The following is a 21,830-nucleotide window of genomic DNA, read 5'->3' as shown; positions in this document are numbered from 1 at the left end:
CCCCTGACTGAATTTGACTCCTCACCCACTGCCTAAACCCTCGAATCATCGATGTTTCACCCACATCTTTTTGCGTTCCCAAAAATCCCATAATCCCAGATGGCGACAAAAAAGGAAAGTGAGGAGAAACCTCGCGTTCTACATATTCCAATACGGTTCAGATAAGACACTCAGGGAGACAAAACCCTGTGAAAAACAGATACTGCGATTTCTTCGCTATGCGCTCGTAATGACAAAAAAAAATTAACTGAACCGTATTGATTGATATCCAACCAATAACAAATTACTAATCACTAATCACCAATCACCAAGGACTCCCAATCATCACAAAAGCCGACCAATAATAAGGATGCGACAACTTTAAATCCGCAAACCCTTGCAGCGAAGTCGGCAACTCCACCCCCTCACCCCGACTCAAACCCCGCAATCGGCCACCCTCCAAACGCACATCTCCCCGCAACATCGCAATTTGCGCTTGTCGCAGCGCCGCCCCCTTAATTCGCGCCGTCTTCAACTGCTGGTAAAACTCACTCATCAATCCCAAAGTACCTTCATCACTCACGTACCACAAACTTCCCAAAGCCGTTTGCACCCCCGCTTGCAGCGCCAACCCCCCAAAACCCAACTCCGCTTGTGCATCTCCCACCGCAGTCCGACAAGCACTTAAAACTAACATATTCACCTGCGGATCATTCAATCTCAAATCCCGTAATTGATCCATTCGTAGCCGACTATTCCACAACTGAATAAAAGAATTATTCGGTACTCCAGGTCGAAATTCGCCGTGAGTAGCTAAGTGAATAATCCCAAAAGGCCGGCTTTGATGCTGTCGCTTCAAATTCTCCAAAGTGAAACCCTCATTGAGAAAACTAACTCCGGGCCACTCTCTAGAAATAGCGGCTATTTCAGCAGGAACCGCAGGTAAAGGATTCAACTCGGAAAATTCCGAGGCACCCATTGCTAAAACTTGAGAATTTCTGAGATCGACGTAGCGGGTATCTGTTAAATTAATGCTGGGCATGAGGCTGAGATTGTACTTTTCCACCAAAAATTGCTGTCCGTCGTGCAAAGCAGCAAAGGGCATACCTCTCAAACCTCGATCGACAACAAAGGAAATAGTATCAGTTCCGCACTTTTTCAAACTGTCCTCTAAAGGCGCAATCATCCACTTATAAAGCTGTTGGGAAGATGGTAGATAACTCGTAGTAGCCCGCACCCCCGGTTTGGTAATCTCATCCCTGAACTGAGTGACAACTTTCAGCAGTTCTGCCCGGTTCGCAGCCGGCACACTTTTGTGAACCACTTCACCGCAAGAAGTGATCAGCATTAAATTTAATTCTTCGGGCTGCGAGAACAGATAAATTAAGCTGGGTTTCGTGCCGGTTTGTGCGCCCACGGATGCTAACTTTTTTTTGATTTCCTCTGGGGATACCAACTCGTCCCTGATGTTGATGCCTAAATATTCCCCGAATTCTTGGCTGAAAGATTTGTCCAGCAGAGACAAAGCGGCCGATATTTGGCCTGCCTCCAAATTCCTGCCGATGTCGCCGCGAAATGCTGACTGAATAACTGAATCTCTGATATTTGAATTGATGAAATTTCTCAGTTCTCTGGGAGAGTGCATTCTTTCGGGTGGCATCCTGTCTCCCGGTTTTCCTATATCTTGCGATATTCTGTTTTGGTTCTGCCGCTGTTCGCGACTAAATGGTTGGTTGCGATCGGGGAAAAGCGATCGCCCTCTATCGAATGGCGGTATATCCCTTGGTAATGTTGGCGGCGATTTTGGATTATTGAAATCAGAGGGAGTGGGAGGAGTAGGAATAGGAATAGGAATAGGAATAGGAATAGGAATAGGAATAGGAGGAGTAGGAGTAGGAGGAGTAGGAGTAGGAGGAGTAGGAGTAGGAGGAGTAGGAGTAGGAGGAGTAGGAGTAGGAGTAGGAGGCTCTCCCATTGGTTGGTTGGTAGTGACGATCGCACTATTGCCCTGAGTGTAAGAATTGATGAAAGATCGCCCTTGAGTAATCGTACCTGAAGCATTGCTGGCGATCGCCCCAGCAGTACCGTTAGTCGTCGCATCTCCCACCGCAAAAGGTATCGGCGGATTGACATCGCCGCCACCGTGGCGGATCGTAACTGTACCGGGTTGAGTGTCGCCAAGAGTCGAGATGCTAATAGGAGTCCCGTTTTGGTCAAAAGTACCCGTCACTCGAACTAAACCCGGAGTTGCGATCTCAACATTACCGCCCGCAGCATCGATCGATGCAACACTGATATCATTTTGAGCGTTAAGATTTACTCTAGAAGTGCGATCGGAACTAACAACAGGATTAACATTTATTCGTCCAATTGCAATTTCGTTTCCAGCTAAAATTCCGACACTTTCAACAGCACTTATATTACCCGTGCTGACAGTTCCCCTGCTGCTAGTTACATCAACTGCAACTCCCTGCAAATCCCCTGAATTCACATCCAGCGGCGCTGTTAAATTGACATTTCCTGTTGTAGCGTCCGTATTGCCAATATTAATACTTCCCGTATTGCTAGTTACATTAACTCCAACTCCCCGCAAATCTCTGGAATTTACATTGCCAGAACTTGTCAAATTGACATTTCCTGTTGTGGCGTCGATATTGCCAATATTAATACTTCCCGCATTGCTGTTTACATTAACTCCAACTCCCCGCAAATCCCCGGAATTTACATTTAGCAGCGCTGTTAAATTGACCGTATTTTCTGTTGCTGTAGCGTTTTCAATATTAATACTTCCCGAAGTGCTATTTATATTAACTATTCCTCCCAGCAAATCCCCGGAATTTACATTGCCCGAACCTATTATATTAATATTCCCAATAGATGTAGTATTACCGATCGTAATATTTCCCTGAGCGCTATTGACTTCAACTGCTCCACCTTGTAAAATCCCTGCATTTAAATCGCTGGATGCTCTCAAATTAATAGTGCCAGTGCCAGCGTTAATCGAGGCAACATTCATATTAGTTTGTGCATCCAAATTTACTGTAGGAATGAGGGAATTAACGGGATTTGTGGCGACAGGATTAACAGTTATTGCCCCAGCGTTAATTTCCTGTCCCGCTACAATTCTGACATCTCCAGAAGTAGCGATCGCCCCCGTACTGACACTTCCCGTACTGCTGCTAGCATTGACAGTTGCAGCGTTGAGATTGCCTACCGTTAAGTCCCTAAAAGCTGTCAAATTGATATTCTCAGTTGCTGTAATATTGACTGGTGTAGTATTGGGGACTATAATATTCGGATCGCTCAAAACTCCCAATGCCCCGGAGTTACTGGTAATATCAACATTAGAGCCCTGCAAAGTCCCAAAATTCACATTGCCAAAAGCTCTGAGTGCGATCGCCCCGGAAGTCCCAGTATCGATCGACCCTGTTACTATATTGCCTCGAACAGTATTCAGACTAATACTGCCGTTGATATCAGCACGAGAAATGTCACTTGTCAATATAATATTGTCATTAGCTTGAATATTAATTATCGAACTAGACGTTAATCTGCCCCCAACTAGCACTCCTGCTTCCCTGCTTTCGATATTAATTTGACCGCCATTAATATCTCTAGTTGCGATAATTCCCGGCGCTGACAAAATCACCGGCCCGCCAGCCGAAATATTTTCAACAGAAATCAAATTATTCGATAAAATAGACGCAGGAGTAAATATTGCATCGTCACCTAAAGGATTAGGTTGTTCATTATCACCCGGAGTATCCGTAGGAGAATTAGGAACATTAGGAGAATTTGCCAAGTTTTGTACTCCAGCCCGCAGAATTAAGGCCGGACTACTGGTTAAAATAGCAATATCGGGATCGCCACTCAGATTTTCCCTACCCAATGCAATATCGGGGCCGGTAATTGTAATCTCCTCGGCAACAATGCTCCCCCTCGCCTCGACTTTCAGCGAAACTCCGGTATAATCTCCAAAGAAAACATCTCCTTCCGAACTGATAATCGGGTCAAATAAACTGACAAAGTTTCCCGGCATTCCCGACAAATTGCGAATCGAAAAATTGCCACCCGAAACAAAGTGGGCATCCCCCGAAATAACACCGTTGCTAACCCAACTCAAATTGCCGCCGCTTTGGAATTGCGGGGGAAGAGATAAGCCGCCGATCGCATTTTGAGTGAGAATATCAATAGTGCGAGATCCCTGAATGTATAAATTCCCCCCAGCCTGCGCCAAAAAAGGATTCTGGGCGCTGTCCCTGACCCGCACCGCATCCCCACCCAGCAAACTCAAATCCCCCGTAGTTTGCAGCCTAGCGCCCGCTAACGAGAGATTGTCCGCAGCCCATAAATTCGCACTTCCCGCATTCAACTGCGGCAGCCCAGACACATTAGCAGCAATCGCCACATCCCCAGAATTCACCTGCAAACCAGACCCCACAAGCCGCACAGAACCGTCATCAGCAACCGCAACACCCGCCGCCTGATTTTGCCCAGTACCTGTCAGCAACTGCGGCAAAGAAACAGGATTCAAAGTCTGTGGAGAATTACCAAAATTTCCGCCCGTTGCTATTTCCAGACTCAACAAATGCCCCGGTTGACTAATGCGGAGAACCTGATTTCCCGGAATAGCAGCAACAGTAATTTGCCCGCCCGCAGCCGACAACTGCCCGGTACTAACAACCGTACCGCCAAGCAAAGCCAAATTTTGCCCCGGAGTCACCGCTAAATTGCCAGCATTAACAATACTTCCCGGTACACCCGGACTAAAATAAAAAGCATTTGGCGTACCCACCAACGCGCTAAAATTATTTGTACCTGCAGCATTAAACCAATTTGAACCAAAACCGACACCATTCGCAGTAGTTGCAGTAAAAGCCGCCGGCACGTTCAAACTCGCGTTCGGGCCAAACACAATCCCCGCAGGATTAATTAGAAACAGATTAGAATTGCCGCCCGTGACAGTAATTAAACCGTTAATGAGCGAAGCGTCCCCGCCAGCAATTCGAGCTAATATATTTTGAATAGCCGAATTAGTCAGAAAATTAGCAATTTGACCTTGATTCAAGCCAAACTGCCCAAAACTGTGAAAAAGATTCGCGCCGTCTCCCGACAAACTGCCGCCGTTGATATCATAGCGGTTGCCGATCGGGGTGACAACAGTACCCGTACCGTCAGCAGCAGGCACTATGGGCTGTGCTTGCGCGAAAGTATTAAAAATTAACAAAGAAAAGGGACAAATAAATAGCGCAACCTTTTTAATCTTTAAGTTGGCATTTTTCATAGTAGCAAGTAAAACTATCTCAATTGCCTTAATTATCGCACTTGCAAACAACTTACCTCTAAATTACACATTAATTCGCTCATGACAACTCCCAAAATCAAAAGCCTCTACACAGACGGCGCTTGTTCCGGCAACCCAGGCCCAGGTGGCTGGGGTGCAGTAGTTTGTTTCGCCGACGGCAAATGTCACGAACTCGGAGGTGCAGACCCCCAAACCACTAACAACCGCATGGAAATGCAGGCTGCCGTCGCAGCGCTGGAATTTTTTGCAAATTCCGGTCAAACCGAACCTGTCACCGTTTACACCGACAGCGAATACGTTAAAAACGGCATCACTAAATGGATTCAAGGCTGGAAAAATAAAGGCTGGAAAACCTCAACGGGCAAAGATGTTGTCAACCAAGACCTCTGGCACCTGCTAGACAAGCTGAATTCCAGACAAATCAAGTGGGAACACGTCCGCGGCCACTCCGGCGACTTCTACAACGACAGATGCGATGAAATCGCCCGCAGCTTCTCGCACAATCTCACTCCCGAACTGCAACAGCAGAAACCAACGGGAGACGAGGCCGGGGCGGGCACGGGGGCACCGCCCCTACGCTTTGACAACACAATTGTTTCGGAAGAAACGGACGTAACTGGTAACAAAACGATAGAATCCTATGTCATAACTTCTGACCTTCCGATCTCCAACTCTACCATGATGGATTCAACTGCCGATACCCTGGAGAACTTGCCCCGCGAGGTGAGGGTTCAGGACCTCCGCAATCTGATCGAAACGTTGCACATCGCCGACGAGGTTGCGACGAAAGGCTACTTGATTACCAGTTCTGAACTGGCTGATTTGATGGATGTAAATGCCAGCGCTGTCACCAGTCGTGGAGACAACTGGGTTTGGCGAAATTGGGTAGTGTCGCGGGTGCGGCGCGAGGGCAACCAAATTCTCTGGCAATTAGAGAGAATTGACCACGTTAGTACAACTGATTAGTCAGTTGGCAGTTGGCAGTTGGCATTTGGCATTTGGTCAACAGTTAACTGTTAACTGTTAACTGTTAACTGTTAACTGTTAATTAACTAAGGATCGTCAATTAAATAATTTCCCTTTTTTCTTGTGGGATGGGCGTCCCGCCCGCCCAGAAAGGACGGGCGGGACGCCCATCCCACAACAGTCATGAAAAGTGGATTTTATTTAATTCTCATCCCTAACGGTGCAACCGGAGTTCATATAACAGGACGACCATCATCTAAAAGAGCATTAAGTTCTCCGGCAACTTGCCAAGGGTTTCGACCTTTGAACAAAGCAGCAAACACGGCTTCATAGGGATTTCTACCAGTTTTTTTTACTGCTGCGATCGCCTGTTTGTTAGATAATCCCCGCCCGCTAACCAACCAAGCAGCCAAAACCTGTCCTGTACGTCCGATCCCCCCAGAACAGTGAACTACGACCCGTTCGCCTTTGCTATTTGCAGATGCCAAAAATGGTAATATGCGATCGAGCAAAATATCCCTATCTACCAATTCAAAATCGGCAATCGGAGCCCAGCAAACTCGATCGCACCCAAAGATATTCCGATACGTTCCCAGTAAGTCCCCGTAGCGGATGAGTTGGGAATCGGGAAGCAAACAGCAAACTTGCTTGATATTGTGCCCCTGCATAAATTCAATCCACTCAGCAATTTCTGCATCGCGATATCCAGGTCTCGCTGCACCAAATACAATTAATTCAGTCTCCGAAGCCGCCGCAAATTTGTGCATAATGTTTTCAATAATTTTACCTATAATTAAGAAATACCAACAAATCCTGAATCAACAGTGAAAAACAAGAGTTCGATCGCCCTAATGAACTGGCTGCAACCCAAACCAGAAACCGTTTTGCTATGCGACTCAAGTGCAGCAGCTTCTGACATGGCATTTATGCTCAACGGTGAGTGGGATGGGTGCAATAGTTTGGTGCTCCCTAAATCCGACAAGGTAGCAATTGAAGCAGCCGCTAGTTTGCTGGAGACATCGTGGTGCTACCAAAATACTTGCGAACCGGTTTTAATTCGGCTGGAAGTTGACGAATTGCTGCGCCGTTATGGGATTGGAGACAGGTTTTTTATTAATGCTAACTTGCGATGCGCGCAATTGAGCGAATTTTGCTTGGAAAACATTGATTTGAGTTATGCTAAATTAAATTTGGCTAACCTCAGTGGCACTAATTTAAGCAAAGCAAACTTAATGGCGGCACAGATGCAGTCGGCAAATTTGAGTGGCTGTAACTTGAGTAAATCGCAACTTGTGAGGGCGAATTTATTAGGAGCAAATTTATCGGATGCTAATCTCAGAGGTGCCGATCTGAGTTATGCAGATTTAAGCAATGTTTGCTTAACAGGTGCTGACTTAAGAGGTGCAAATTTAGCGAGAACAGACTTAAGAAAAACAAGCTTAGATGGGGCGATTTTTGAGTAATACCAAATCCCGCTTAAATACTTTCTCTCACACCCCGTGGGTAAATCCTGTAAACATTTATCTGCGTTAATCCGCGTATATCCGCCCCCATCTGCGGTTAAAGTTCCAAAGTAATTAACTGAGCAATTTCATCCGTTTGAAAACCCAACGCCATCGGCTTTTGTACTTGAGGAATCACCTGAACATCATAGAGTTCTGTGACAATTCCTTCAAAGCGCAACCAGTGAACGATCGCCCCATTCGTCAAATCAATCACCATCATACCACAGCGAGCCTCAGCATCCTTGGCCAGCAACAGCTCATCCAATTCTAAACCGCTAAAAGTGTTGTCACCTCCCCGAGGTTTCGAGAGTCCGACAATTGCCCAATTTTGCCAAAAAGCTAGTCCTCGCACGTATCCCGGACAAAACGTAATCGCCTCAAATTTCCCTGTATCTAAATCCACATAACCGAATTCTCCTCTCCCCGAATTCAGCAACCACAACTTGTCTTGATACCAGCGGGGTGAGTGCGGCATTGACAATCCCGTAACGATAATATCATTAGATTCAATATCAATAACTATACCGCCGTTTTGTCTGCGATCGCGCCAGCCATCCACCACATCCGACTGACTCGACGCTGTGACATATTTCGCCTCCCCAGCTACCATAGCCAAACCGTTGAGGTGACAGCGGTCTTCGTTGATGTATTGTGAGATAAAACCTGGTTTCCAGACAGGTTTGCAACTGTGGCGATCGCTCAAAGTAGCGATACAATTAAACAAAGTGCTAATAAAAATGATTTGATTATTTTTATCGACTGCGATATCGTGAATGTCGATATCTCCTGTAGTATAGCCGATTCTTGGTATATATAATTTATCGTATCCTTGGTATAATTTCCCGGCTTCTAAGACATTATCTAATTGCCAAAGTTGATATTTTGAACTTAAATAAATGCGTTCCGGCGTGTAGTAAAGCCCCATTGCGCGATCGAATATTCGCCAAAAAGCCGAGATTCTGTTGGTTTCTGGCACAGCACCAATTAACATTAACCTACTGGTTTGATAGGTAGTGCAAGCGAGGCTGATTTGTTGTTGGGTTAACCAAGATGGCAAATCGCGATCGCCAAAAATCTCGTGTTCGGAGACTTTATTGAAATTTGTGCGATCGTTATTCATAGAATCACTGAGCGTAATTGCCTAAAATCAATAATCTCATAAAGCCGTCGCCGCGCCACTGTAAATAGCTGCGGGTTTTGATGATTCGTGTAAAATTACTTAGAAAAACATAAAAATTTGTAAATAAGGGAACTAAAGCATTGACAGTGCGCTCCAATCCTACTAAGTAGTAGTTAAAAATCTAGCCTGCGATCTGCCACCCGGTAGAAATCCCGCATCTCAACTCAAATCAGGTGAGAGAGCCTTTGGTGCTGGCCAAAGCATTTTAGTGGAAGTAAAAAGATATGAAAACTCTCGTTCAAATTAAGTCTCAAAAAAAAGTTTTTCCCAAGGCTTGTGACATTAGCAACCAACAAAGGGAAATAGTCATCCTTGACCCCACAATACCCGACAGCAACCACATAGCCTCTGGTATCAAAAGGGGTACTGCAACCTACATCCTCAAAAGCCAGCCGGATGCCCTAGAGCAAATCACCACACTTTTAGCTCAGCATACAAGCATCGAAGCGCTACACATCATCTCACATGGTACCCCTGGCAGCCTATACCTAGGCACAACAGAACTTAACAGCAGCAACATACACAACTACGCCCAACAGTTGCAACAGTGGCGAAACAGCCTCATTGCCAATGCCAGCATCATCTTATATGGATGTAACGTAGCAGCAGGCGACAGAGGACACCAATTCCTGAATCAACTTTACCAACTCACAGGCGCAAACATCGCCGCTAACCCCACTACCACGGGTAACAGCAAACTAGGCGGCAACTGGGATATCTCTCAACTCATCCCCCCATCCCCGCAAGCGCCCAAACTTGCTCTGACAAAAGCCACCCTCAAAACCTATACCGGCGTACTAGGCTTTCCCACCCATGTCACCTTCGCAACTGGCATTAGCCCCATCTCCCTCAGCATCGGCGACATCAACGGCGACGGTAAACCGGATTTAGCTGTGGCCAACAGAGACAGCAACAACGTCTCGATCCTGCTCAACACCACCGCCCCCGGAGCCACCACCCCCACTTTCACCACCAAAGTTGACATCCCTACTGCCACTACCTCCACCTCCGTCAGCCTCGGGGATTTCAACGGCGACGGCAAACCGGATTTAGCTGTGGCCAACAGAAACAGCAACACTGCCTCGATCCTGCTCAACACCACCGCCACCGGAGCTACCACCCCCACTTTCGCCCCTAAAGTTGACTTCCCTACTGGCACTAACCCCTGGCCCCTCAGCATCGGCGACATCAACGGCGACGACAAACCAGACTTAGCAGTGGCGAACTATATCAGCAACAACGTCTCCATCCTGCTCAACACCACCGCCACCGGAGCCACCACCCCCACTTTCGCCACCAAAGTTGACTTCCCTACTGGCACTAGACCCGAATTCGTCACCATCGGCGACCTCAACGGCGACAACAAACCAGACTTAGCAGTGGCAAACGAGAGGAGCGCTAGCGTCTCCATCTTGCTCAACACCACCGCCACCGGAGCCACCACCCCCACCTTCGCCACCAAAGTTGACCTCCCTACAGGCTCTCAGCCCAGATCCGTCAGCATCGGCGACATCAACGGCGACGGCTTCCCAGACTTAGCAGTGGGAAACTGGGGCAGCAACAACGTCTCCATCCTGCTCAACACCACCGCCACCGGAGCCACCACCCCCACTTTCGCCACCAAAGTTGACTTCAGTAGTGGGGGTGGCCCCAGATCCGTAAGCATCACCGACATCAACGCTGACGGTTTACCAGACTTAGCAGTGGGAAACCAGGGCACCAGATCCTCCATCCTGCTCAACACCACCGCCACCGGAGCCACCACCCCCACTTTCGCCACCCCAGTCACCTTCCCTACTGACACTGACTCCAGATCCGTCAGCATCACCGACATCAACAGCGACGGGAAACCTGACTTAGCTGGGGCGAACCTTGGTAGCAACAACGTATCCATCCTGCTCAACAACACCGCCAAAGTTACTGCTGTCAGCGCTACTACCGCCAACGGCACCTACGGCGTAGGTACGACAATCCCCATCACCGTTACCTTCGATGAAGCTGTCACCGTCACCGCTACTCCCCAACTGCAGCTAGAAACCGGTACAACAGATCGCTTTGCCACTTATGTTAGTGGTAGCGGGAGTACAACCCTCACCTTCAACTATGTAGTGCAAGCAGGAGACACCTCCGATGACTTGCAATACCTCGCCACCAACGCCCTCACCCTCAACGGCGGCACCATTAAAGATAATTTGGATGTAGATGCTCTCTTAACTCTCCCCGCCTTAGCCTCAGCTAACTCCCTAGGCGGTAGTAAAGCCATAGTTATCGATGGTGTTGCACCCACTGTTACTATCAACCAAGCAGCAGAACAAACCGATCCGACACCTTCTGAACCCATCAACTTTACCGTCACTTTTAGCGAACCAGTCACAGGTTTTGATTTCCGTGATATCGACTTAACTGCAAGTACAGCACCGGGAACATTAAGGCCAATCATCACAGGTAGTGGCCCTATTTACACCGTCGCTATTAACGGGATGACAGGTAGCGGTAATGTGATTGCTAGTATCAAAGCTAACGGCGTTACTGATATAGCACGCAATAACAATACTGCCAGTACAAGTACAGACAATATTGTTGTTTATAACAACACATTCCCCACAGTTACATCCATCAACCGCCTTGATCCATCTCCCACTGCGGCAGCTACTGTTAATTACGAAATTAAATTCTCTGAGGATGTTACAGGGGTTGATGTTTCTGACTTTATTTTAGTACCACCTGTTGTAACTGGTGCAACTATTGGCACTGTAACTGCTGTTGATGCTAACACTTACCAACTGCAAGTTAATACAGGTACGGGAAGTGGCGCGATCGAGTTAAAGTTGAAAGATGATGACAGCATCAAAAATAGCTTGGGAGTTGCATTAGGCGGTGCAATTACTGGTAATGGTGATTCAACAGGAGAAGTTTATAGCATTGACAAAACTGGGCCCGGTGCGAGTTTAAATGGTGTGGCTGGCATTACTAACACTGGAGGATCGAGTGAAAGTTTGAGGCTCACTTTCAGCGATAATAATGGTGTCGATGTTTCAAGTTTGGATAGTGCTGATGTTGTGCTAACTTGGTCTGGGGGTGAGATTCCTGGAGAATTTGTCAGTGTCGATACTAATACTAATGGTACGCCTCGGACAGCGACTTATTTGTTTACTCCCCCAGGGGGCAATTGGGAGAATAATGAAACTTACACTATTCAGTTGCAAGCAAATCAGGTTAAAGATAGTTTTGGCAATTTGAATGCTGCCACCAATTTCGGGACTTTAAACGTTAATATTGGCGCGGAAACACCGACACCAAGCCCTGCGGAAACACCGACACCTGCACCCGCACCCGCACCCGCACCCGCACCTGCACCCGCACCTGCACCCGCGCCTGCACCCTCACCTGCACCTGCGCCCGCACCCGCACCCGCACCCGCACCCGCACCTGCACCTGCACCCGCGCCTGCACCCGCACCCGCACCCGCACCCGCACCCGCACCCGCACCAAGCCCTGCGGAAACACCGACACCCGCACCAAGCCCTGCGGAAACACCGACACCCGCACCAACGCCGACACCGACGCCAACACCATCGGTAACGCCAATAACTAATAACATCCCGAATGATGACTGCATCTGTGATGAGATTGCCTATCCTAATTTAAACCAACCGAATAGGGTTGAAAACACCATACTCGGTGTATCGGGAATTCAAATAGGCACTGCCAAAAACGATGAATTACTGGGTAGCAACTTTGGCAATATATTCGATGCTTCTTCTGGGGATGACAACTTATATGGTGGCGACAGCAGCGACATCCTCAACGGCAACACAGGCAATGATTTTATCAGCGGTGGCACAGGGGATGACATCTTATTTGGAGATGAAAATAATGACATTATTCTTGGCAACTTGGGCAATGATTTAATCTTTGGCGGCAAAGGCAATGACTCTATCAATAGCCGCGAAGGTGATGACATCATTTATGCTAATAGAAATGATGACTTCATCGATGGTGGCAAGGATAATGACACTTTATTTGGAGGCAAAGGAAATGACATAGTGCTTGGTAGTCAAGGTGATGACTACCTGTTTGGAAACCAGGGCTCGGATACCATCTGCGGCGGTGAAGGTAATGACTTAATCAGTGGTGACGAAGGAGCAGATATCCTGGGAGGATGTGAAGGAAATGATACTCTTTACGGAGGCGAAGACAACGATACTCTCACTGGTGGGAAAGGCGATGATATTCTGTACGGAAACATGGGGAATGATAGTTTGATTGGCGGTAGCGGCAACGATATCTTTGTCTTAACAACTGGTCAAGGATTTGATATCATCGCTGATTTTACAATCGGCCAAGACTTGATTGGATTAACAGGTGGTTTGACTTTTAGCCAGTTAGCAATCACTCAAAATTCTCAGGGAAGTCTCATCAAAAATGTCTTGACAGGAGAGGAGTTAGGTGTGATGATTGGAGTGAGTGCCAATTCGATTACATCGGCGAATTTCCGGTTGATTTAGGAAATTAAGAAAAGTACGATCGCCCATTCGATCCAAAAGGGCGATCGCACTTCTACCAATTTTAAAAGAACTAGCAAAAATTTAATGATTATTCATACTTTCTGCCGCGCCACTGAGTAGGCTGATTTAAAGCCGAAATTAGAATTCGCAAAAACGCCAGCGGATCGGCTAAAGGTGACAGCCAAAACAGCCATTTACCAGATGCCCCAGTTGTATCGTAAGAAGGTGCGATAGCCAAACACAAAGCCGATCGCACTGCAACCAAAAATACATTCAATCCCAACAGCCAAAAGTGCGGAAATACACCAACCGGCGGCAGCGAACCAAACAGCAAATAGCACAACACAATCGGCACCGGCAAACCTTGAACCGCCAGCAACAGCCACAAATCGCCCCAAATTTGACCGCCCGAAGCAGCATCTTTCAAATCGAGCGATCGACCCCATTCATTCCAAGTCTCGATCGCCCCCTCATACATCCGCACCTTCAACACCTTAGCCCCATCCAAAAAGCCCACCTTAAAGCCCTTAGCAGCCGCATAGCGAGCCAGAGTCACATCATCGCAAAACGAACCCCTCGCGACCTCATAGCCCCCCAATGCCACCAAAACCTCGCGCTTACAGAGAAAACACTGACCGTTCGCCATCACCCGTTCCGGCACATCCCCGCCAGTCCCCGTCGGCCCGAACCGATAAACCAAAGTCATTAACAAAGCCGGTTGCAGCCACAACTCCCCCGGATACTTGAGGATAAACTGCGGCGACAGCGAAATCAAATCGTAATTTCCAGCTTTCGCTGTTTTGAGTAAACTCGCAATCAAACCCGGATGGGGCACAGTATCCGCATCTATCCCCAAAATCCACTCGCACTTCTCGGAACTTGCCAAAAAACCCGCATTCAGCGCCCAGGGACGCCCTACCCAACCCGCCGGCAGCGGATCGTCGTTAATCAAGCGAAACCGGGGGTCTTTTTGTGCTGCAGCTTTGACTAAATCTCCGGTTCCATCTACCGAATAGCTGTCAACCACGATCGCTTCTCGGAGTTCGTAACTTTGGCTGGTTAATCCTTCCAAACAAGGCGAAATTCGATCGGCTTCGTTCAAAGTCGGTACTACCGCAGTACAACTACCCAACAAATCCAGCGTCGGCGAATCCGGTTCCAGGGGCGGGATGCGCGATGGGCCTTTAATCAAACGCGACATCAGAAGGGCGGCGGCGGGCAATTGTAGCAGCAGGAGTGCGACAGGGATGATACTTGTCAGCGATTGGGGGAACAGGTGAGGGGCGATCATGGGATTTTAGATTTTAGATTTTAGATTTTAGATTTTCAATTGAAGAATTGGGAATTACGGTTGGTGTCAATTTAAAAATTTAATAAAATTTTGACCTCAAACATATTACAGGAATTGGGAATGAAAAAATCGCCATTGAAAAACCCGGTTTCTTGTAGAAACCGGGTTTTTAAACTAGCTCAAAATTTAGTGTAAATTTTTGCTAAATCAGCCGGGGTTGCTCGCTAGTAACTTACTTACGCAAAACGCCCACGGGCTCAGGTGGAATTTGGGCCGTGATAACAGATGTATCCAAAGACGGCATTGTTTCGGTTACGTCACCTGTTGCGGGTTTAGCGATCCAGCATAACGCGATCGCCGGAACTACACCCAGAAGCACCGCTAGCGATGTCGGGAACCAGAACCGAGAATCCAAGGAAACTACAGTGATAATTGCTCCGAAAGCAAAGTTTACCAAATAAACAATTAAGGGCAAACCCAATTCCGATCGCTCTAATTTAATCGGTGTTTTTTTCCACAAGAAAGCTGCTACAGACATAAATAGCGCCCCCGTACCCATCCAACCAGCCAAATTGCGGTAAGGCATTCCAAAGAAAGCCCCAAGTTCCTCAAACTCCCAAAAAGGCACAGCAGTTTGACTCATCGCCGGATCTAGTACAAAATCCCAAGCTGTTAGCAGCAAAGCACCAAGGGCGATCGCCCCTATTTGGCGCACCCAGTTGAGTTCACCTTTACCGCCACCTACTCCAGCGCGAGCAATTATGTATGAAACCAGTCCCAAATAAAACCACGAGAGGGGGATTGTAAACGGAACCAGCCCTGCAATTTTGTAACCCAAACCGCTCAAATAATGGTAGTGGCCGAAGGGAAAACCCGTACTCGTTCCCAACAACTCGCTACTCAAGGACAAAAACACAGAAGGCACTAAAAAGGCCAGAGTTGCACCCCAACCCAACGTCCGCAAGGAATAGAGAGCAACTGCTGCTGCACCAAAGATGATATAAACTACTCCACCCCCAGCCATCCCCCACTGGAATAGCGTTTGCCCTGCTGGTGGCAAATTCATCACCAATTCGGGACGGGGTAAAATCAGCAGCAAGCCTGCCAATCCAAAAGCCATTGACAAGACGTGGGCAATTAAGCAAAAGCGCTCAGCAATCAAAAGTTGCTTCATGGGACTCCTCGAAAAAATATTAGATGCAAAAAGCACTCTTAACAGTTTACAAACTTTAACAAAAAACCAACTGCATTTGAGTCAGTTGTCAATTGTCAGTTGTCTGTTGTCAGTTGACAGTTGACTGTTGACTGTTGTCCACCGCCCGCCGATGCCCAATGCCCTGAGCAATCTAAAATCTAAAATCTAAAATCTAAAATTGTCAGATGCCCGATGCCCCATGCCCCATGCCCGATAATTACTGCCAATTGCCCACCAGCACGAAAGGCGCCCAGAAATAGGGGTTTTGATACTGTGGGTTTTTCAGCAGAGTTAATTGAGCGTTGCGGAGGGCTTCAGCTTTGCTGGTTTTAGAAGCAGCCAGTTGCTTGTAAAACTCAGTCATAAAGATAGCTGTAGATTCGTCGTTGACTTGCCAAAGGGTGGCGGCGGTGCTGCGGGCACCCGATCGAATTGCCGCCCCGGCCAAACCCAAAGCCGCCCGGTTATCGCCCGAAGCAGTTTCGCAAGCACTCAAAACCAAAAGTTCGATCGGCTGTTGTCTCTCCCCTGTGCGGGCTCGCAGCAGTCGATCGAACTCCTTAACATTCACTTTCTGATCCCAAGTCACAATAAAAGTATCCGCTGCATTCGAGCTAAATTGACCGTGAGTTGCCAAATGGACGATCGGGTAAGACACCGCTTTAATTCGATCGTGCAACCGCCCGCTGACAAAATCTTCATTCAGCAGCGAACTCGCCGGCATCTCGGCTGCAATTTGCTGAACTTCCTCCTTCACCCCCGGCAAAGCCGAGAAGCCTTGACGCGGTTCCGAGAGGCCAGCGGTGAGCACTTTTAACTTGACTTTGTTCAGCGGTTTCGGTGCCAGCAATTGCAATCCCGGCGCCAAAGCAATATTGTATTTTTCTACCAAAAACTTTTCACCGTCGTGCAGCACAGCCATCGGCAGATTTCGCAAGTAACCGTCGAGCACAAATACCAGGGTTTTAATCCCGGCGGCGGTCAAATCCGCCTCTGCGGGGCGGATTAACCAGTCATAAACCTGTTCGACGGGTTGCCTCCTGTTGCGGGGGAAAGCAGCAGGCCTGATGAGATTTTTGGCTTGTCTGAAGGCAGTTTCCAACTCAGCTTGAGACTTCACAGTAGTGTAGCGGCGCAGGGGTTTGCCGGGAATTGACAAAATTACCTCCAAACGATCGCTCAAAATAATCGGATAAATCACCGCTGCAGTCGGATCAATTTCCTCGATCGACTTTGGTTTAGCATCAGCGCAAGCATCCCGAAAAAAGTTGTCCAATTCCGCCAACTGCAAAGATTCCACAGTTTGGCGCGCCAGTTTCAATTTAGCTTGACTGGGAGATTCCTCTTGCAAAAGCAGCCCGACTAATTCCCGATAAACCGGTTCGGCACTTTCCCGAAACGAAAATTGCACTTCGGGATTGACTGTCACCAAATCGCCCCGCAAAGAAGATAGTACATTCACAGCTTGAGTATATTGAACGATCGCCCCTTCTGTATTTCCCTGAGCTTTCCGAATCCGTCCGAGTTGCCAAAACAATTGGTAAGCAATATCGGGAGATTGAAAAGCCGGTGCTAAAGTCAAAGCCTCTGTTGTGAGATTTTCTGCTTTCTGATACTGCTGTTGGATTTCCGATAGTTTGCCTTTTGCTGCCAGAATATAAGCTTGTATCCGTTTATCGCCCAAACTGTTTGCTTTTTCGACAGAGCGATCGAGCATTGTGTCAATATCGCTTAAACTCACAGTTTTCGCAGGCGACTGAGCTAATTTCATCAAGCTTTGAGCTAGATTAATTTGAGCGTAAAGTCCGGCGCGATTCGAGCCAAATTGATCGGTTTGAGATTCGAGAGAACGCCACAAAGCCTCTGCTTCCGACCAATCTTGGCGATCGACTAACAAACTCAATTGATTTAACTTTGCCTGAATTTGTAGGGGCGATCGATCCGGCATCGCCTGGATCGATCGACCATAATACTCTAGGGCAAAGCGTTCCCAATCCGCCCGCTGTTCTGGTGTCAAACCCGGTTTATTGCTTTTAGCCCGTACCGTATTGCCCAGATTAAGATAAATTGCAGCCTCCTCTGGCCGGCTACCTAATTTTTGGGCTGCTTCGAGTCCCGCCGAAAGCACATCCTGCGATCGTTCCAGTTGTCCCAAAACCCGCAGTACCCGCCCTAAAGCATGAGTTGCCCGGACTTGTTCGAGAGAAACAGGCTGATTTTTCAAAGTTTCCAAACCCGCTGCCGAAATTTCGCAAGTTTGGTTTTCCAGCTTGAAAGAAGCTAACAGCATTTTGCAAGCCCTGGGATAAAGTCCGAGAGTTTCCCAAGCCCGACTTTGATTAATTTGAACTTGAAAAAGTTGGTTCTTTCTATCAATTTGCTCGAAAATTTTAGCAGCTTGCGTCCAAATCTCGATCGCATCTTGAGTCTGCCCCCGTTCGAGTTGCAACTGTCCTTGAATGTTGAGAGTTTCAGCTAAAATCCGCTGCTGTTCGGGAGTTTTGGCTTGTGTTCGCACAGCAGACAAACTCGAATTTACAGCTTTTTCTGCTTCTTCCCAAAGCCCCAACTGCCCATAGGTTGCAGCTAAATTGCTCAAAGCTGTGGCGCGATCGAGATTTTCGCCTTTTGCCTCAAACTGCGCCGCCGCTTGCTGCAACAAAGGTACAGCTTCCGAAAAACGTTCCTCTTGGTACAGAGTTCGAGCTTGTCGAACAAGCTGCACCGCTGGTGGTGGATTAACCTGAGCCATTCCAGGAGGAATCGCAACGGATAGCAGACAGGAAATCACAAATAACAGAATTACTTGTCGGAGCGATCGGGTAAACTTCATAGTTAGAAAATAAAATTACAAGCGCAGACACACCTACTAATTAACCCAAATACATCTTATTTTTGATCTGCGTTAATCCGCGTTAATCCGCCTACATCTGCGGTAAAAAAAACCTAATTTCAACGCGGCACACAAACAGAACTAGGTCGAGGATTGCGAGAGTCAGCAGCATTACCCGGATTATATCCAACAAGCATAACTTCTCCTTGAGCATTCACCACCCAACCTTGCGCCGGCACAACTTCGCGATCGGGGATTTCTCCTTCTTCCTTCTTCTTCCCTCGATCGGTTACATCGGTTAAACCCTCTACATTCGTTGCCGAACTTCCTGCCTCTTCCACCCAATTAAACTGGCTAGAATTGCTGCTGAGGGCATCATTGGGACTGGGTGGCACTCCTCCTTTCCCAGTGACGGTAAATGCGCTCTCGGCCTCTTGCGTGCAGGGATTTGCCGCAATTAACGCAGCCGAATCGACCACATTTTGCGGCAGTTCCACTAAACCTTGAGCCGGATTCACTCCAGAAGCACTAAATGTTACAGTACCTTGCAAAGCCGGGCCGCTACTTTGGGAAATCGCCGCAATATCGCTGGTAGGATTTAGAGAAGTAGGACTTACTTGCAACGCTGCAAATTGAGCATCTGTTAATCCCAAAGTCGCTCGAACCTGTTCGCGAGTGACTGATGTAAACCCGAAAACATTGGGGACATTAATATTAACCCGCCCACCTTGGGCCGATCGCGCATTAGCCGTAATATCGCTATTTTCGTTGGGAAGAGTAACCAGAATATCGCTTTTAATGTTGATATTGCCGCCGTCGGCAGCGCCCGCATCGGTGGTGATGCGGCTCCCCCGGCGCAATTGGATGTCGCGCGATCGCAAGTTAATATTAGCCCCGATACCCGATACAGTCGTGCCGTCAATACTGCCTTTGTTGTTGAGGGCGATCGAATCTGCGACAACATTGATGTTGCCAGCCGGCCCGGTTCCATAACTCTGGACGCTAGCTGCAGCGCCGTCTCGGACACTCAACCTGCCCGCCGCAATGCTCAAGCTTCCCGCCGCACCAGATGGAGGTTGCAGCCCCAACAAAGTCTGGTACAGCAAATCTCCCGAAGCTGTGCCGATCGTGCTGGGAAAGATCCCGTCTCTGGTAGTTCCGGCTATTTCCATCGATTCCGAAGCCACCACAGTCACATTTCCCCCTTGTCCCGCACCGAGAGTTGAGGCTCCGATAGCTCCTCCGTCTTGGACAATCAACCGTCTGGCATTCAACGTCACATCACCGCCTTTGCCGCCCCCAGCCGTTCCCGCAGCGATTAGACTTCGGGAAGGAATTTCGCCCGGTGCGGTGCCGATCACTTCCACCGAGTCTGAAGCGTTGACGGTGATGTTTCCGCCGGGCCCCCCCGCAGGAATCACCTGCTCTGCAGTTCTCACCCCGCTCGAAGAAGTGATGCTAGCCCCTGCTTCTACGCGCAGGGAGCGAGTATTAATTTCAATGTTTCCTGCCCTTCCCGTGCCGCCAATACTGTTAGCGGCTAGAGCCGTACTCAGGGGGCTATCCGATCGCTCTCTCGCTACTATTACCGAGTCAGAAGCTCTCACGCTCAGATTTCCGCTGTTCCCGGCACCAAAAGTCGAGGGCGAGATAATGGCTCCGTCGCTGACACTCAGTTGACCGGTTTCGATGGCTATACTGCCTGCATTTCCGCTGTTAAAAGTTGTGGTGAACAGCCCGGAGGCGTTGATTTCTACCGATTCAGAGGCTCTAATTGTCACACCCCCGCCGTCTCCCGTACCGACTGTAGGGTTGAGTATTACCGCTCCGTCTCGGATAGTTAATCGTTTGGTGTCGATCGCGATATCCCCGGCTCTGCCGGCACCGAGGGTTCCGGTAATGATGCTGCTTTCGCGGGAGGCGACATCTGGCGGCTCTTGTGCTGCACCAGGATCGAGAATCCGTCGCCGAAAGTTCTCAAATCCTATTCCCTTGAGTTCTACATCCTCGGCGGTTCGGACATTGATCGGGCCTCCGGCTCCGCTTCCGGTAGTGCTGGAGCCGACAAAGGCTTGGTCTAAAAGGCTAAAGCGCACTGCTTCGATATTGATGCCCCGGCCGTCAATGCTTCCCAAGGTATCGGATACTAGGCTCGATCGATCGCGCAAAATCACATTTCCTCCCCGGAGTGCGATCGCTCCTCCTCCTGGCCCACTGGCTGTCACCGCCGATAAACCTGATAATTCAATGTTGCCAAAATTGGCAACATTTGTATAATCTAAACCTAATCCTATGGGCGTGATGTTGAAGCTTACAAAACCCGGACTTGCCACACTTCCTAATTGAATGTTGCCACTAAAAGCGCTGGCAAAACCATTGTTAAAGATTAAATCTCCTCCTACCAGTGCTAAGGTTTGACCGGGAGGAACTGCTAAACCTACGGGGATTGTTGTGCCTTCAATAACTTGGCTGACACTGGAAGAGTTAACAATTGTGCCAGGATTTTCTCTAAAGCTTAAACCCACAGGAATATTAATCGCTAACAATGGCACTGCATTAGAATTAGCTGCACTAAATTCAAAGCCATTATCAAAGAGAACGCCGCTACCAGTAGAACCGATAAATGAGCCGCGCAAATCTAACCGAGCATTGGGGCCAAAGACAATCCCTTTGGGGTTAATTAAGAATAAATTGCCGTTTCCCAAAACTCCCAGAGTTCCTAAAATATTAGAAGGGTTGCCACCAGTAACGCGGGTGAAGATATTCGCAATCCCGTTAGGATTGGCAAAATATGCTCCCCGCCCCTCACGGATGTTAAATTCGCGCAAGCTGTGAAATAGGTTAACGCCACGAGTTGCACCGCCTTCTATTCTGTCCGATGGTAAGTTATTAATCGTGTCGGGAACTGTGCGCGAACTTTCCGCGCCCAAGCTGCTATCGGGGATGATTTGGGCGACGGCGGGGATAGGAAACAGCAGTAAAAATGCAAAAAATAGGGCGGAAGATTGGCGGGGCATCTTTTAATTCCTGTTAATTTACTCTTAGGAAAATACCGACGGGTTAGCTAA

The 21,830-nt window shown here is 48.2% G+C and carries 10 protein-coding genes; 3 read left to right on the top strand and 7 right to left on the bottom strand.

Annotation, left to right across the window (positions count from 1 at the left end; translation table 11 throughout):
- Positions 1–304: 304 nt before the first annotated feature.
- Positions 305–5,263 carry a CHAT domain-containing protein gene (locus QT987_RS09375; RefSeq protein ID WP_333239224.1) on the bottom strand — a complete coding sequence of 1,653 codons (4,959 nt, stop codon included), beginning with the start codon at positions 5,261–5,263 and terminating at the stop codon, positions 305–307.
- A gap of 81 nt (positions 5,264–5,344) precedes the next feature.
- Between QT987_RS09375 and rnhA the strand changes: the two genes are divergently transcribed.
- Entirely contained in the window at positions 5,345–6,250 is a 906-nt protein-coding gene (gene rnhA, locus QT987_RS09370) for a ribonuclease HI (protein WP_333057851.1), read from the top strand.
- A gap of 233 nt (positions 6,251–6,483) precedes the next feature.
- Here the strand turns inward: rnhA and QT987_RS09365 are convergent, their stop codons facing one another.
- Positions 6,484–7,017: a dual specificity protein phosphatase family protein gene (locus QT987_RS09365; protein WP_333212627.1), complete on the bottom strand. Its 534-nt coding sequence runs from the start codon at positions 7,015–7,017 to the stop codon at positions 6,484–6,486.
- Between the two features lie 57 nt (positions 7,018–7,074).
- Between QT987_RS09365 and QT987_RS09360 the strand changes: the two genes are divergently transcribed.
- A complete protein-coding gene (locus QT987_RS09360) occupies positions 7,075–7,713 on the top strand; it encodes a pentapeptide repeat-containing protein (protein WP_333239222.1) in 639 nt (212 codons plus the stop codon).
- A 97-nt stretch (positions 7,714–7,810) separates the two neighbouring features.
- Here QT987_RS09360 and QT987_RS09355 read toward each other — a convergent pair whose 3' ends face one another.
- Positions 7,811–8,875 (bottom strand): TIGR03032 family protein, encoded by a 1,065-nt coding sequence (locus QT987_RS09355; RefSeq protein ID WP_333239220.1) that lies wholly within the window; start codon positions 8,873–8,875, stop codon positions 7,811–7,813.
- 284 nt (positions 8,876–9,159) lie between these two features.
- Between QT987_RS09355 and QT987_RS09350 the strand changes: the two genes are divergently transcribed.
- Entirely contained in the window at positions 9,160–13,443 is a 4,284-nt protein-coding gene (locus QT987_RS09350) for an FG-GAP-like repeat-containing protein (RefSeq protein WP_333239217.1), read from the top strand.
- Positions 13,444–13,531: 88 nt separating this feature from the next.
- On the opposite strand, the gene cruG is transcribed toward QT987_RS09350, so the two are convergent.
- The 4 genes from cruG to QT987_RS09330 form a co-directional block, all read right to left on the bottom strand.
- Positions 13,532–14,734 carry a 2'-O-glycosyltransferase CruG gene (gene cruG / locus QT987_RS09345; protein WP_333239216.1) on the bottom strand — a complete coding sequence of 401 codons (1,203 nt, stop codon included), beginning with the start codon at positions 14,732–14,734 and terminating at the stop codon, positions 13,532–13,534.
- A 232-nt stretch (positions 14,735–14,966) separates the two neighbouring features.
- The gene (gene cruF, locus QT987_RS09340) at positions 14,967–15,908 is read right to left on the bottom strand and encodes a gamma-carotene 1'-hydroxylase CruF (protein ID WP_333239214.1); all 942 of its coding nucleotides are present in this window, start codon (positions 15,906–15,908) and stop codon (positions 14,967–14,969) included.
- A gap of 238 nt (positions 15,909–16,146) precedes the next feature.
- On the bottom strand, positions 16,147–18,762 hold the full coding sequence (locus QT987_RS09335) for a CHAT domain-containing protein (protein WP_333239212.1): 2,616 nt from the start codon (positions 18,760–18,762) through the stop codon (positions 16,147–16,149).
- Positions 18,763–18,881: 119 nt separating this feature from the next.
- Positions 18,882–21,779, bottom strand: coding sequence for a two-partner secretion domain-containing protein (locus tag QT987_RS09330; RefSeq protein ID WP_333239210.1), 2,898 nt, complete (start codon positions 21,777–21,779; stop codon positions 18,882–18,884).
- Positions 21,780–21,830: the final 51 nt, after the last annotated feature.

It is taken from the genome of Microcoleus sp. SVA1B4, assembly GCF_036700545.1.
Classification (GTDB): Bacteria; Cyanobacteriota; Cyanobacteriia; order Cyanobacteriales; family Microcoleaceae; genus Microcoleus.
Note: the sequence above shows the minus strand (reverse complement) of the source record. Positions and strands in the feature narration are given on the sequence as shown.

Coding starts and splice junctions, on each gene's coding strand:
- QT987_RS09375 (WP_333239224.1), bottom strand. CDS start 5,263: ATGAAAAATGCCAACTTAAAGATTAAAAAGGTTGCGCTATTTATTTGT.
- rnhA (WP_333057851.1), top strand. CDS start 5,345: ATGACAACTCCCAAAATCAAAAGCCTCTACACAGACGGCGCTTGTTCC.
- QT987_RS09365 (WP_333212627.1), bottom strand. CDS start 7,017: ATGCACAAATTTGCGGCGGCTTCGGAGACTGAATTAATTGTATTTGGT.
- QT987_RS09355 (WP_333239220.1), bottom strand. CDS start 8,875: ATGAATAACGATCGCACAAATTTCAATAAAGTCTCCGAACACGAGATT.
- QT987_RS09350 (WP_333239217.1), top strand. CDS start 9,160: ATGAAAACTCTCGTTCAAATTAAGTCTCAAAAAAAAGTTTTTCCCAAG.
- cruG (WP_333239216.1), bottom strand. CDS start 14,734: ATGATCGCCCCTCACCTGTTCCCCCAATCGCTGACAAGTATCATCCCT.
- cruF (WP_333239214.1), bottom strand. CDS start 15,908: ATGAAGCAACTTTTGATTGCTGAGCGCTTTTGCTTAATTGCCCACGTC.
- QT987_RS09335 (WP_333239212.1), bottom strand. CDS start 18,762: ATGAAGTTTACCCGATCGCTCCGACAAGTAATTCTGTTATTTGTGATT.
- QT987_RS09330 (WP_333239210.1), bottom strand. CDS start 21,779: ATGCCCCGCCAATCTTCCGCCCTATTTTTTGCATTTTTACTGCTGTTT.